Consider the following 13,061-nt stretch of genomic DNA (forward strand, 5'->3'; position numbering starts at 1 on the left):
CATTCCTCCCTCGTGTCTGTCTGCGGTCGGAGACCGTCGCGAATGCGCGCGACCGGCTCCGCCGAAAGCTAGGGAGGCGGAGCGACGGCGCCCCGCGTCCCCGCCCGGTCTCAGGCCTTGAACTGAGCCGCGGTGGCGTCGAAGGTGCGCTTGGCCATCTCCCGGACGGGAAGCTTGCGCAGCGTGTCGGACAGGATCTCGACGCCCCACGTCCCCGCGAAGCCCGTGGCCTCGATCGCCTTGATGAAGCCGGGAACGTCGAAGGACCCCTCGCCGGGCAGCTTGCGGCGGTAGATCGTGTCCTGCCACAGGAGACCGACCACCTCCTCGTCGGCGTCGTCCAGCTCCACGGCGCTGATGTACCGCCCCGGGATCTTGGCGACGTGCTCGTTGGAGATGCCGCCGCGGTTGATGTGCCAGATGTCGAGCAGCAGGCCGCAATTGGGCTCGTCCGTCATCTTGACGACCTCGAGGGCGGCATCGAGGGTGCGGATGTTGCTGAACGGCATGATCTCGAGCGATATCCCCGTGCCGCGCTCGCGGGCCTCGCGGCTGATCTGCGAGAACGCCTCGGCCATCTGGCCCAGGTCGGGCGTCAGCTCGGCTTCGGTCGGGTGCGAGAGATCGCTGCCGAGCCCCGGCGCGATCTTGATGTTGTGGATGCCGAGATGCCCGGCCATCTCGAACAGCTCCTGCCGCATCCGGTCGGAGGCGACCCGGACGCTCGTCGGAGTGGTACCAGTCCGGCAGGAACTCGATCTCGAGGCGCTTCAGCCCGGCGCCCTCGACGATCTTGCGCATCTCCGGGTAGCCGATCTTCTCGGCGGTCGCCTTCACGTCGGCATGGATCAGTCCGATGCCCGCCCAACCGGCCTAGGCGGCGGCTTCCACGCGCTCGCGGAAGGGGATCGGGCTGATCTCGGTCGGCCCGAAGGGACAGCGCCCCCATCGTGGAACGAACGAGACCATGAAGAAACTTCTCCAGAACCACGACCTCGCCGGGCGGCGGCTGAACAACCGGATCGTCATGGCTCCCATGACCCGGGCGCGGCGGCCCGACCTCGTCCCCGACCGTGAGACGGCCACCTACTATCGGCAACGCGCGAGCGCGGGCCTCATCGTCAGCGAGGGCACCCCGGTCTCGCCGGAGGCCCAGGGCTACATCGACGTGCCGGGCATCTGGTCCGACGAACAGGTCGCCGGATGGCGGCTCGTCACCGACGCTGTCCACGATGCCGGGGGAACGATGTTCGCCCAGCTCTGGCACGTCGGACGCATGTCCCATACCTCGCTCCAGCCGGACGGCGGTGCCCCGGTCAGCTCGAGCGAGCGCCCTGCGCGGGACGCCAAGAGCATGGTTTTCACGCGGGACCAGGACGGACAGGTGGGCTTCGTCGAGGCAACCGTCCCGCGCGCGCTCGAAACCGGGGAGATCGGCCGGGTCGTGGCCGACTTCGCGCGGGGCGGCCGGAACGCGGCGGCCGCGGGCTTCGACGGCGTCGAGTTGCACGCGGCGAACGGCTACCTCTTCGAGCAATTCCTGAACCCCGTCCTGAACGACCGCACCGACCGCTACGGGGGTTCGATCGAGAACCGGGCGCGGTTCATGCTGGAGACCGTCGACGCCCTGATCGGCGAGCTGGGCGCGCACCGTGTCGGCATCCGCTTGGCGCCGTACAACCAGCAGTTCGACATGCAGGACTACCCGGAGGCCGAGGAGACCTACCTGTTCCTGGCCGACGAGATGGCGCGGCGCGGCGTCGCCTACGTGCACCTCAACGACAACTGGGCCGCGGGCCGATCCGTCGTCGACGAGACGTTCCTCGTCAAGTTCCGCGCGCGGTTCGCGGGGACCGTCATCCTCGCCGGGAGCATGGACTTCGAACGCGCCGAACGGCTCGTCGAGGCGGGCGCCATCGACCTGCCGGCCTTCGGGCAACCCTTTATCGCCAACCCCGACCTGGTGGAGCGCTACCGGGATGGACACCAACTCGCCCGGCCTGACCGCGCCACCTACTACGGCGGCGGATCGGAAGGCTACACCGACTACCCCCAGGCCGCGGCCTGAAACGGAGGAACGAAGACATGAAGGCCTCACCCTTCCACGGAATGGACCACATCGGCATCACCGTCGCGGACATGGACGCCGCGACTCGCTTCTTCGAAGCGGCGTTCGACGCGTAGACGATCTACGAGTCCAAGTCCGGCTCGGAGGCGCCGGACGAGGGCGCGGACCTCGAGCGAACCCTCGGGGTTCCGTCCGGGACCAAGCTGCACTCTGTCCGCATGCTCGCGCTACGGCATGGCCCGGGCATCGAGCTCTTCCAGTTCACCGCGCCAGATCAGAAGGAACCGATCCGGCCCGCGGATTACGGTCTCCAGCACTTCGCCGTCTACGTCGACGACATTCGGGCGGCCGTCGCGAAGTTCGAGGCTGCGGGCGGCGCGATGCTGACCGATCCCCAGCCGTTCATGTTCGGGACCGAGGAAGGCGACGGCAACCTGTTCTGCTACGGGCGGGCGCCCTGGGGATCCACAATCGAGCTGGTCACCTATCCCTCGCCGATGCCGTACGAGCCGACGACTCCCCTGCGCCGGTGGCGTCCCTGAGTCCAGGCCGTAGCCCCCTGCCTGGGCCATGCGTCGTCCGGGCGGTCGGCGGGCGCGATCCCGCCGTCGCCCGGTCCCCGCGCACCGGCGGCACGGGCGGGCGGGCCGTCCCGACCCATTTCGGGGATGCGTCCAATCCTAACGACCCCGTTCCTCGGACCTTGACGGCCCGAGCCCCAGGGTGGCGCCGAGAGCCACTCAAGAATCCGGCCCATGACCAAGCCGCCCACCGAGCGACAGTCAACCGCTGATCGCCTCAAGGCCGACCGCCTGAGGGCGATCAAGGCTAGCCTCCGGTCGTTGGGCAAGCGCGGCCTCGGCGACGTCTTCGCGGCCGGCGAGGTCCTCGAGAAGGCGGCGTCGCTACACGACGGCATGTTCTCCGCTTGGGTGAAGTCGGAATGCGGGATCGAGCCGCGGACCGCCCTCGGCTACCGGAGGACTTTTCTCGTGCTCGGCGATCGCAAGGGCTGGCTGGCCGACCGCAACGTGTCGCCGAGCGTCGCGGTCACGATCGCCGCAGCCACGCCCGAGGGCCGCGCGGGCGCTGGCCGCGATCGCTTCCGGCCGCTCGCTCTCCGTGGCCGACGCGAAGGCGATCGTCCGCGCCGCGCGGCCGCCGACGGCGGATGCCCCGGCGCCCCGGGACGCGCTTCGCCGGACCATGCGGGAGTTCTCCTCGGCCTTCGTCGAGGAGGTCGGGCGCATCGCCTCGCTGGCCGCCGACGTCGATCCCACGGACGAAACCCGCCTCGCGGAGTTGGCCGCGCGCGCCCGTGCGGTGCTGCCGATCGTTTCGGCACTCGACACGCGTCCCGTCGTCGGAGAACCCGTGAAGCCGAACCCCCTCGTTCAAGCCGTCTCAGAGCTCGCCGCGGCCTCCGACGCGGAGGGCATCTACGCGGTCGTATGCCGCATGTCGGGCCGGGCAACCTTGACGCAGGTCGGCGACGAGCCGACTAGTGACGTCGCGGCGCCCTCTCCGGTCGCGGCTTCGCCTGGACCTCGTTCGGTTGATGCCTCTGAAAGCCAGTCGGGCTGGCTCAATGGGCAGACACGGAAACGGCGGGCGGGACGGGAGCATGAACGGCGCGATCCTGTCCGGCCAGCGGGCAGCGGACGAGGTAACGTCAAGGATGGCATGTCCTTCCTGAAGTACGAACCGCCATCGAGTTCGCTTCGCCGATCGGCCTCGCACTACCGCGGCGGAGCACGCCTCGGATTGTTTCAGGGAGGCAGCGAGGCTCCGCGGTGATCTGGCGAGCCGATTTCCGAATACAGGGGCCGGGGCAGCCGTCAGGCGGCGACGCGGCTGCTTTCGGCGGCCCGGCGGAGGATCAGCGGGAGCAATCCCCCGGCTTTGAGGACCTCCACTTCGAGTGACGTCTCTATCGCGGCCGTCGCCTCCAAGGTGAGTTCACTCCCATCCTGGCGGACGAGTCTGACGCCGATCGGGGCACGGGGTGCCAGGCGGAGCGGGTCTGCGTCGACCTCCAGACGATCGTCCGGCCGCAAAGCGAGGGTTTCCGGCGTGACGCCGGGCGGCAGGCGCAGGGGCAGGACACCCATGTTGATGAGGTTTGAACGATGGATGCGTTCGAACCCAACCGCCAGCACCGCGCGCGCGCCCAGAAGCGCTGCGCCCTTGGCTGCCCAGTCGCGCGACGAGCCCATGCCGTAGCGCTCGCCCGCGACGATCACGACGTCGGTGCCCTCTTCCTCATATCGCGCGGCGGCGCGCCAGAGCGGCAGCTCCTCGCCGCTCCCCGCGAGGATGGTGGAGCCGGGCGCGATGCCGGGGCCGAGCAGGTTGCGCACAGCCTTGGCGGCGAAGAGGCCGCGCAGCATGGCTTCCCAGTTGCCGCGGCGCGAGGCGTAGACGTTGAGATCCTTCTCGTCCTCGCCGCGCTCGACGAGGTAGCGCGCGGTCTCACTGCCCGGAAGCACGGCGCTTGCCGGGGAGATGTGGTCCGTCGTGACGTCATCGCCAACGACGAGGATCGGGTGCGCAGCATAATGTCCGAGCCGCATTGCCTTTCCGAACGCGGCGAAGGGCGGCCGCCGGATGTAGGTGGAGGATGGGTCGAAGGGGAACAGCGCGGTCGAAGGCGCGTCGAGGGTCGCCCAGTCGGCGCTCGCCTCGGCTTGCGCATAGGCCGCCTCGAAGTCGGCGACGCCGTGCGCCTCGCCAAGCGCGGCGTCGATCTCCTCGCCCGAGGGCCAGAGGTCAGCCAGGAACACGTCGCGACCCTCGGCGGTCCGGGCGATGGGATCGGCAAGCACGTCGCGGTTGACGTCGCCCGCAAGCGCGAAGGCGACGACGAGCGGGGGCGAGGCGAGGAAGCCCGCCTCGAGCTGCGGATGCACGCGACCTGGGAAGTTGCGGTTCCCCGACAGGACGGCGACGGGCAGGATGCCGCGGGTCTCCATTGCCTCGGCGATGACCGGCGGGAGCGGGCCGGAATTGCCGATGCAGGTGGTGCAGCCATAGCCGACGATGGCGAAGCCGACCGCCTCGAGGTCATCGAGGAGGCCGGCGCGGCGGAGATACCGCTCCGCGGTCGGCGAGCCCGGCGCGAGCGAAGTCTTCACGTGCGGCGCGGGCTTCAGGCCGAGAGCGCGCGCCTTCCGGGCCAGAAGCCCGGCTGCGACGAGGAGGCGGGGATCGGAGGTGTTGGTGCAGCTCGTGATCGCGGCGATCGCCACCGCACCGTCGCCGGGGCCCTCGCCCGGCAGGCCCGGCGCGCGCTTGGCGTAGAGCGGCGCCATCGCCGCGGCGGTGGCTCCGGCGGGGATGCGGTCCTGCGGTCGCTGCGGCCCCGCCAAGCTCACCTCGACGCTGCCAAGGTCGATCTCCACGACCTCGCTGAAGCGCGGCTCCGCGGCCGGGTCGAACCAGAGGCCGTTCGCCTTGGCATAGGCCTCGACGAGGGCGAGGCGCTCGGGATCTCGCCCCGTGCCCCTGAGGTAGCGGATCGTTTCGGCGTCGATGGGGAAGAAGCCGCTGTTGGCGCCGAACTCCGGCGTCATGTTGGCGACGACGCAGCGGTCGCCGGCCGACAGCGTCGACACGCCCGGGCCGAAGAACTCCACGAACTTGTCGGCGAGGTCGATCCGGCGCAGCCGCTCGGTGACGAGCAGCGCGAGATCGGTGGAGGTGACGCCGGGCGCGAGGCGCCCGGAGAGCTTCACGCCGACGACGTCGGGCACGCGCATCATCACCGGCATGCCGAACATGACGCTTTCGGCCTCGAGCCCGCCGACACCCCAGGCCAGCACGCCGATGCCGTTGACCATGGGCGTGTGGCTGTCGGTGCCGATCATGGCGTCCGGCATGGCCCAGCGCACGCCTTCGATCTCGTGGTCGAGAACCACGCTTGCCAGGCGCTCGAGGTTCAACGTGTGCATGATTCCGGTGCCCGGCGGGTGGACGCGGAAATTCGAAAGGGCCTGGGTTGCCCACTTCATGAACCGGTAGCGCTCGGCATTACGATCCATCTCCCGCGCCATGTTGCGCCGGACCGCCCCGGCCTGCGCGAAGACGTCGACGGAAAGCGAGTGGTCGGTGGAGACGTCGACGGGAAGGACAGGGTTCAGCGAGGCGGGATCGCCGCCCATCTCGGCGAGCGAGGCGCGCATGCCGGCGATGTCGACGAGGGCCGGGCCGCAGGTCGTGTCGTGCATCAGGACGCGAACGGGCAGGAACGGGATCTCCGCCTCGCTGCGGCCGGTATCCAGCCAAGCGAGGATGGCGGCGATGGCGGTCGGCGCATCATCACCGCCGGTGCGGACGACGTTCTCCAGGAGAATGCGCAGGATGTGCGGCAGGCGCTCCAACCGTCCGTCCGCGACCGCGGGAAGGTCGACGACGCGGAATGTGCGACCATCGACATTGAGGCTGGTGGTGCGCGTCATGGCTTTCTCCCGGAAGCGGCTCGCATTGCCGTCGATCGGGTCATAGCCGGATCGCTGCCGCGCCCATCGATATAAACACAATCAGATAAAATGCAATTCCGTATGGGGTGCCATAACGGTGAGATGGAGCCTCGCCTATCCGACTTCACCGGGGGCATAGAGGTTGCGGCCTCATCCGGCGACGATCGGGCTCTTGATCGCGGAGGCGCCCAGGATGTGGGCCTTCAGGAAGGCGGAGGCCCGGGCGAGCTCGCCCGCCTCGATCATGTCGAGGATCAGCAGGTGCTCCTTGGACTGCAGCGGCAGGCGCGAGCGGTCCACCGTCGCGCGATACTCCAGGAGCCGGCGCAGGCGGTTCACCCGCACCAGCGCGTCGGTGAAGAAGGAATTACCGGCGCAGCCGACGAGCATTTCGTGGAAGCGCGAGTTCAGCTCGAAGAGCCGCGCCCGCCCCATGCGCTCGAAGCCGCCGGCGAGAATCTCCTCCTGGCCGGCACGCGCTTCTGCAAAGGCCGGGCGATCGATGGCAAAGCTCGGCAGAAGAAGCGCCTGGCTCTCCACGGAAGCCCGAAACTGGTAGGCGTCCTCGTATGCCGCCCGCGAGCGCAAGCCCGTTAGAAACTCCCAGCCGTTGCCGGGACGCCGGTCGGCCCAGCCCTCGCTCTGAATGCGGTTGAGTGTCTTGAGGAGGCGGGTGCGCGCCAGGCCGTAGAGGCGCATCAGCTCGTTCTCGCTGACGCGCTCCGGCAGCCGGCCGGACAGGCAGTCGTCGACGATGCGCGCGTAGACCTCGTCTTCCGGCTCGGCCCCGGCTGCGGGGTCGGCCAGAGGCGAGGCGATCTCGTCGGGCGCCTTGGCGAGGAAGTAGCCGCGGTTCGGCTCGAGCCGGACGATCCCCTCCTCCGCCATGCGCTTCAATGCGGCGCTCACCGGTGCGCGCGACAGGCGCAAGGCGTCGGCGAGCCCTTGCGCGGGCAGGTGCTCGCCCGGCGCCAGGCCCCGGTCGCGGATATGGGCGATGATGCGCGAGGCAGTGGGAACAGACAGGTTCGGCCGGGCCATATCGATCACTCCGTCATGCGACGTCGGCCAGCCTCTAACACGCGACCGAGAAATCGGCCACGCCGACAGTATTGCTTTTTAACATTTTATCATGCAAACGTCCGCTCATTCGATCCATGGGAGGACCCCGATGACCCGCTTCAACCGACGCAGCCTTCTCACCGCCCTGTCGGCCCTCGCGCTCGTTGCCGCCGCGCCGCTCTCGGCGCCCGCCTCGGCGCAGGACGCGCTGCCCGAACTCAAGCTCATGGCCCCTGCCGGCGCGGGCGGGGGCTGGGACACCGCCGCTCGCACGCTCCAGGAGGTGATGACCCAGACCGGCGTCGCGCGCTCCGTCCAGGTGATCAACGTGCCCGGCGCCGGCGGAACGGTGGGCCTTGCCCAGTTCGTCGGCCAGGCGGACGGCGATCCGAGCCAGCTCATGGTCGGCGGCATCACGATGGTCGGCGCCATCATCTCCAACAAGGCGCCGGTCTCTCTCGACCAAGTGACGCCCCTCGCCCGCCTGACCGGCGACCCGCTCGTCATCGTCGTCCCGAAGGACTCGCCGCTGAAGACGATCGACGATCTGATCGCCGCCTTGAAGGCGGACGTGGCCTCGACGACCTGGGCCGGGGGCTCGGCCGGCGGAGCCGACCACATCCTGGCCGCCCTCGTCACGAAGGCGGCGGGCGTCGACCCGGCGAAGGTCAACTACGTCGCCTTCTCCGGAGGCGGCGAAGCCCTGGCCGCCATGCTCGGCGGGCGCGTTTCGGCGGGCGTGTCCGGCTATGGCGAGTTCGAGAGCCAGATCGAGACCGGCGAGTTGCGCGCGCTCGCCCTTTCCTCGCCCGAGCGGCTCGCGGGCGTCGATGTGCCGACGCTGAAGGAGCAGGGCGTCGACGTCGAGGTCGTCAACTGGCGCGGCCTGTTCGCCGGCCCGAACATCGCGGACGAGGACAAGGCGAAGCTCTCGGCCGCCGTTGAGACGACCGTCAAGTCGCCGGAATGGGCGGAAGTCCTGAAGGCCCGCGGCTGGACCGACTACTACGCCCCGGCCGACGAGTTCGCCGCCTTCGTCTCGTCCGAGAACGCGCGCTTGGGCGAGATCCTGAAGTCCATCGGCCTCGCCGACTGATCCGGATGGGTGGCCGGACCTCCGGCCGCTCCTCCCACCGGTGGGAGGCCGGTTTATCCATTCCAATGAACATTGTCGGTCGGGCTCGGCTGCGCGCCGCTGTTGACCGGACGGGAGGACATGACATGCTTGCCCACCTTCGATCGATCGGCGCCGCCACGCTTCTCGGTCTCACGCTCTTCGCCTCCTGGCAGACGGACGCCGCCGCCCAGAATTTCCCCGACGGCCAGGTGACGATCATCGTGCCCTTCGCTGCCGGCGGCGGAGTCGACACGATCGCCCGCTTGGTGGCGGATGACCTGCGGGCCCAGTGGTCGGTGCCGGTGCTCGTGGAGAACATGCCCGGTGGCAGTGGCATGATCGGCGCGCAGGCGCTGACCCGGGCCGAGCCGGACGGGCGGACGCTCATGCTGGCGACCGCGGGCGAGCTCGCGGTCAACACAACGCTCCTGTCCGGCAGCCTCAGCTACGACGTGGCCAAGGACTTCGCGCCGGTTGCCCTCGCGGCGCGCATTCCCAACGTCTTCGTCGTCAAGGGCGACAGCTCCTTTGCCAACGTCGGCGACTTCGTCGCGGCAGCGAAGCAGAACCCCGACACGATGACCTACGGCTCCAGCGGCGTCGGCAACCCGCAGCACCTGACGGGCGCCCTGCTCGGCTACAGGGCGGGCGTGGAGCTCGTTCACGTGCCCTACAAGGGATCCTCGCAGCAGGTGCTCGACACCATGGGCGGCAACATCGACGCGACCTTCGCCAGCGCCGCCGCCGTCCTCGCCAACGTCCAGGACGGCTCGCTGAAGGCTCTGGCCGTGACTTCGAAGGAGCGCATGGGCGTCCTGCCGGACGTCCCGGCCGTCGGTGAGACCGCGGGTCTGGAGGGCTTCGACCTCGTCAACTGGTTCGGCTTCGTCACCAAGGCCGGCACGCCTCCGGAGACGGTCGCGATCCTCCACGAGTCGATCGAGAAGGCGCTCCAGACGGAAGCGACCAAGACTCGTCTCCAGGCGATCGGCGCCGAGTTCGTGCCGATGACGACCGCGGAGTTCACGGGCTTCATCGGCAGCGAAACCGAGAAGTTCGCCGGCATCATCAAGGACGCGTCGATCACCGCCGAGTAGGCTCGACTTCCACGAAGCCGGAGGTGCCGCGATGTTCCGCCACCATGCCTATGTCGGATGCCGCACCAGCCGCGAGCGCAACGCCCGCGGGCTCGGGATCTCCGTCTTCGGCATCGACGAAGCGGGCGACTGGCACCTCCTCAACATTCGGGAGACTGCGGCCAACCCATCCTTTCTCGCCGCCTCGGCGGATGGGCGCCACCTCTACGCGGTGCACGGCGACGGCACCGAGATGTCGGCATTCGGCATCGGCGTGGACGGTCTTCTGACGGAACTGGATCGCGCGACGACGGCCGGGCTCAACCCGGTCGACGTCGTGCTCGACCCGAGCCAGCGCTTCCTCGTCGTCACCAACCATCTCACGGGATCGGTGGTCGTCCGGCGCCGTCGCACGGACGGGGGCTTCGGCGAAATCACCGCCTATGTCCAGCTCCGCGCCGCCCTCGGGCCGCACCGCCTGGAGCAGGCGAGCGTCAAGCCGCACCAAGCCCGCTTCGATCCCACTGGCCGACGGCTCGTCGTTCCCAACAAGGGCAGCGACACCGCCTCGCTGCTCGACTTCGATCCCGCCGACGGCTCCCTGGCGGAGCGCGTAGGTTGTACGGCGATCTTGCGCGAGGGATGCGGCCCGCGCAACGTCGCCTTCCATCCCGTTCTTTCCGTCCTCTACGTGGTGGGCGAGCTCGACTCCACGGTCTACGCGTTGCGCATGGACGCGTCCGGCCAATTGGAACCGTTCCAGGTCCTCTCCTGCCTGCCCGAGGATGCGTTCGGCCTCAGCCGCGCGGCCGGCATCCACTGCGCGCTCGACGGCACCGCCCTCCACGTCTCCAATCGTGGTCACGACAGCATCTGCACGTTCTCGCTCGAGCCAGGCTCGGGCCGCCTGTCCGCCCCTCGTTGGACGTCTTCGCTGGGGCGCACGCCCCGCTTCATCGGGGCGGGGACGGAGGCCCATCCCTTGCTCGTCGCGAACGAGGACAGCGACATCGTCGTCGGCATCACGCATGGAGGAACTCCCCATCGCCTTGCGGGCACGGCAAGCCCGACCTGCATCGTCCTCCGGCCAGGACCTGCTACGGCCTCAAGCATAGCCTGAGGCGGACACGCGCGTTCGCGCCCTACTCGCCTTCGAGATCCCGCAGACCCACTACGCCGAGATGCAGCCTTCCTCCCGGCGACCAGCCTGCCGACCAAGGTCACTGCCGTGAGGGGCTCGGCATCGGCCTCGTGCCTTGTGCCCGCTCGGCTAGGGCATTCTGACGGGCGTCATGAGCCGGGACAGCACTCTCTGGAACCGGCGCGTGTCTCGCAGAGAACTGAAAGGCTTAGGTCCCGCTAAGCGGTGGCGGGCACGAGCCTGTCCCTGTTCGCCTCGATCACCTCGCGCGTCATCATGCGCAGGATGACCATGCGGGCAAGCTTCTGGAGCGTCGCGCGCTGATGCTCCGAAAGGTCGGGACGCGGCACCCTGTCGATGATGCACAGCGTCCCAATCGGCTGGCCCGCGAGGCCGATCAACGGCGCTCCCGCATAGAAGCGAATGTGCGGATCGCCCGTCACGAGGCGGTTGGAGGCAAAACGCGGATCGCGCCTGGCATCGGGGACAACCAGAACCTCGTCCCGGCGGACGATCGCGTGGGCGCAGAAGGACACGTCTCGGCCCGTTTCGCAGACGTCCAAACCAACACGTGCCTTGAAGACCTGCCTGTCCCGGCCGACCAGCGACACAAGGGCGATCGGCACCTCGAAGAGGTGGGCGGCAAGATCGACGATGATGTCGAAGGCCCTGTCGGGTGGCGTGTTGATGACGGCCATCGTCGCGAGGGCGGCAAGACGAGCCTCTTCGTCGTGCGGAACAGGATAGGAAGGGCAAGTGCTCATCAGTCTCGCATCCATTCAGTCCGGGTGAATACGCATGCGAAGCTCGACCGTTTCCGTTCGGATCGGCTTTCCTCGTGGCATCAGCTAACGGATGGTGATCAGCGCTTGAAGAATATGAAGCGTCGTCGCCCGGGTTGAGGGTGGCCACCCCATATCAGCCCAAGATCGCCGCCCGTCGCAGCACAAGATCAATGGCAGCCGCAAGTTTCTTCTGACGCTATCCCGCAACCCTGCACTGTGACCTGCCAAGTCTGTCCCAGCATCCATAAACACCAGACCGCTCCGCTTCTTCTCGAACGTTCAGAGTTGGGTTTCTACGGATTCGGGTCGGACACCAACCCGCTCTGGGTTGATGTTTTAGGTCTCGCTATGTGGATCAGCACGGAGTTTCGATGCCGATCGGCGTAGTAAGCTGCTGAGGAAGCTCACACTGCCGACGTCACAAAGCGGTGCCGATCCACACTCCTTCTTCTGGAGTTTCCTCTGGGTGTCCGCGTCCGAGGGCGCGGCCTTGGCGATGCGGTCGCAGAACTCGGAATAGCGGTCGTTCCAGTCGTGACGCAGGGTGTGGGGCGAAAAGTCGGCGGGGAACTCAGGAAAGCGCTCCCTGATGGTGACGAACAGGTCGTAGACGGTCCGCAGGGCCATCGGACGCCCGTTCTCGGACACGAAGATGAAGGGGTGGCGCTTGGCGCCCGGATATTTCTCGCGCTTCGTCCGATGGCTGATGATCCAGGTCTCCAGCGCCTCCATCAATCTGGGACCCACCGGAAGCTCCCGCGACGCGGTCTTCACCAGGGGCTCGTCCGATCGTGGATCGACCGGATCGTCGGGCCGTGCAGTGACGAAGAGGCTTGGATGAGAACCCCGGAGGCTCAGGTCGCCGGTCTTCAGGAGGAGCGGTTCGGCTTTGCGCACACCCAGATCGAAGTATGTCCTCAGGAGCGCGTGATTGCGGTGGCGGTGCGCCTCGTCGAATGGGTTCTCCGGTGAGCCCGGCTCGGTGACCGAAAGGAAGCGGCTCCGCAACTCGGGTTCCAACCCGCGCTTCTCGGTGGATTTATCCGGCCTCGCCATGTCTGCGATGGCTGAGAGCCAATCCTCCAACTTCTTCGCGGCGTCACGGTAACGTTCGGAAGCGATCGGGATGCGGAACTGGACGATCTCGCGCCGCCAGGCGACGTATTTGGAGACGTCCCTCACCCGACGATGGAGCACGTTGCCCTTGGGTCGTGTCCCAGGTGGTGGTGTAGCTGAGAGGCGGTCATCGGCGGTTGCCGGTTAGGATCGGGTTGCGACAGCCAACCCCGAACCGAGAGACCACCGATGACCGACCCGATGATGGCCCTGCGGGG

Annotated in this window: 11 protein-coding genes; 6 read left to right on the plus strand and 5 right to left on the minus strand. The window is 68.3% G+C overall.

The features are described 5' to 3' along the window. Window positions 1–110: 110 nt before the first annotated feature. Window positions 111–701 (minus strand): sugar phosphate isomerase/epimerase family protein, encoded by a 591-nt coding sequence (locus tag FZN60_RS16590; RefSeq protein ID WP_369413045.1) that lies wholly within the window; start codon window positions 699–701, stop codon window positions 111–113. Window positions 702–967: 266 nt separating this feature from the next. On the opposite strand from FZN60_RS16590, the gene FZN60_RS16595 reads away from it, so the two are divergent. The 3 genes from FZN60_RS16595 (at window position 968) to FZN60_RS16605 (ending at window position 3,865) form a co-directional block, all read left to right on the plus strand. Next, window positions 968–2,068 (plus strand): alkene reductase, encoded by a 1,101-nt coding sequence (locus FZN60_RS16595; RefSeq protein ID WP_158874608.1) that lies wholly within the window; start codon window positions 968–970, stop codon window positions 2,066–2,068. 218 nt (window positions 2,069–2,286) lie between these two features. After that, entirely contained in the window at window positions 2,287–2,610 is a 324-nt protein-coding gene (locus FZN60_RS28660; RefSeq protein ID WP_199266579.1) for a VOC family protein, read from the plus strand. Between the two features lie 580 nt (window positions 2,611–3,190). Next, a complete protein-coding gene (locus FZN60_RS16605) occupies window positions 3,191–3,865 on the plus strand; it encodes a hypothetical protein (RefSeq protein ID WP_158874609.1) in 675 nt (224 codons plus the stop codon). 41 nt (window positions 3,866–3,906) lie between these two features. Here the strand turns inward: FZN60_RS16605 and acnA are convergent, their stop codons facing one another. After that, window positions 3,907–6,525, minus strand: a complete 2,619-nt coding sequence (gene acnA, locus FZN60_RS16610; protein WP_158874610.1) for an aconitate hydratase AcnA — start codon at window positions 6,523–6,525, stop codon at window positions 3,907–3,909. Between the two features lie 171 nt (window positions 6,526–6,696). Beyond that, on the minus strand, window positions 6,697–7,587 hold the full coding sequence (locus FZN60_RS16615) for a GntR family transcriptional regulator (protein WP_158874611.1): 891 nt from the start codon (window positions 7,585–7,587) through the stop codon (window positions 6,697–6,699). Between the two features lie 130 nt (window positions 7,588–7,717). Between FZN60_RS16615 and FZN60_RS16620 the strand changes: the two genes are divergently transcribed. The 3 genes from FZN60_RS16620 (at window position 7,718) to FZN60_RS16630 (ending at window position 10,921) form a co-directional block, all read left to right on the plus strand. Continuing rightward, window positions 7,718–8,704, plus strand: a complete 987-nt coding sequence (locus tag FZN60_RS16620) for a Bug family tripartite tricarboxylate transporter substrate binding protein (protein ID WP_158874612.1) — start codon at window positions 7,718–7,720, stop codon at window positions 8,702–8,704. Between the two features lie 125 nt (window positions 8,705–8,829). After that, window positions 8,830–9,822 carry a Bug family tripartite tricarboxylate transporter substrate binding protein gene (locus tag FZN60_RS16625; RefSeq protein WP_158874613.1) on the plus strand — a complete coding sequence of 331 codons (993 nt, stop codon included), beginning with the start codon at window positions 8,830–8,832 and terminating at the stop codon, window positions 9,820–9,822. Window positions 9,823–9,853: 31 nt separating this feature from the next. After that, on the plus strand, window positions 9,854–10,921 hold the full coding sequence (locus FZN60_RS16630) for a lactonase family protein (protein ID WP_158874614.1): 1,068 nt from the start codon (window positions 9,854–9,856) through the stop codon (window positions 10,919–10,921). Between the two features lie 239 nt (window positions 10,922–11,160). On the opposite strand, the gene FZN60_RS16635 is transcribed toward FZN60_RS16630, so the two are convergent. Beyond that, window positions 11,161–11,706, minus strand: coding sequence for a GAF domain-containing protein (locus FZN60_RS16635; RefSeq protein ID WP_158874615.1), 546 nt, complete (start codon window positions 11,704–11,706; stop codon window positions 11,161–11,163). A 357-nt stretch (window positions 11,707–12,063) separates the two neighbouring features. Then, entirely contained in the window at window positions 12,064–12,924 is an 861-nt protein-coding gene (locus FZN60_RS16640) for a tyrosine-type recombinase/integrase (protein WP_158874616.1), read from the minus strand. Window positions 12,925–13,061: the final 137 nt, after the last annotated feature.

It is taken from the genome of Antarcticirhabdus aurantiaca (genome assembly GCF_009765365.1).
Taxonomy (GTDB): domain Bacteria; phylum Pseudomonadota; class Alphaproteobacteria; order Rhizobiales; family Rhizobiaceae; genus Antarcticirhabdus; species Antarcticirhabdus aurantiaca.

Bases quoted from the DNA above. Each gene is read 5' to 3' on its own strand.
- FZN60_RS16630 (WP_158874614.1), top strand. From the start codon at position 9,854: ATGTTCCGCCACCATGCCTATGTCGGATGCCGCACCAGCCGCGAGCGC.
- FZN60_RS16595 (WP_158874608.1), top strand. From the start codon at position 968: ATGAAGAAACTTCTCCAGAACCACGACCTCGCCGGGCGGCGGCTGAAC.
- FZN60_RS16635 (WP_158874615.1), bottom strand. From the start codon at position 11,706: ATGAGCACTTGCCCTTCCTATCCTGTTCCGCACGACGAAGAGGCTCGT.
- acnA (WP_158874610.1), bottom strand. From the start codon at position 6,525: ATGACGCGCACCACCAGCCTCAATGTCGATGGTCGCACATTCCGCGTC.
- FZN60_RS16620 (WP_158874612.1), top strand. From the start codon at position 7,718: ATGACCCGCTTCAACCGACGCAGCCTTCTCACCGCCCTGTCGGCCCTC.
- FZN60_RS16625 (WP_158874613.1), top strand. From the start codon at position 8,830: ATGCTTGCCCACCTTCGATCGATCGGCGCCGCCACGCTTCTCGGTCTC.
- FZN60_RS16590 (WP_369413045.1), bottom strand. From the start codon at position 701: ATGCGGCAGGAGCTGTTCGAGATGGCCGGGCATCTCGGCATCCACAAC.
- FZN60_RS16615 (WP_158874611.1), bottom strand. From the start codon at position 7,587: ATGGCCCGGCCGAACCTGTCTGTTCCCACTGCCTCGCGCATCATCGCC.
- FZN60_RS28660 (WP_199266579.1), top strand. From the start codon at position 2,287: ATGCTCGCGCTACGGCATGGCCCGGGCATCGAGCTCTTCCAGTTCACC.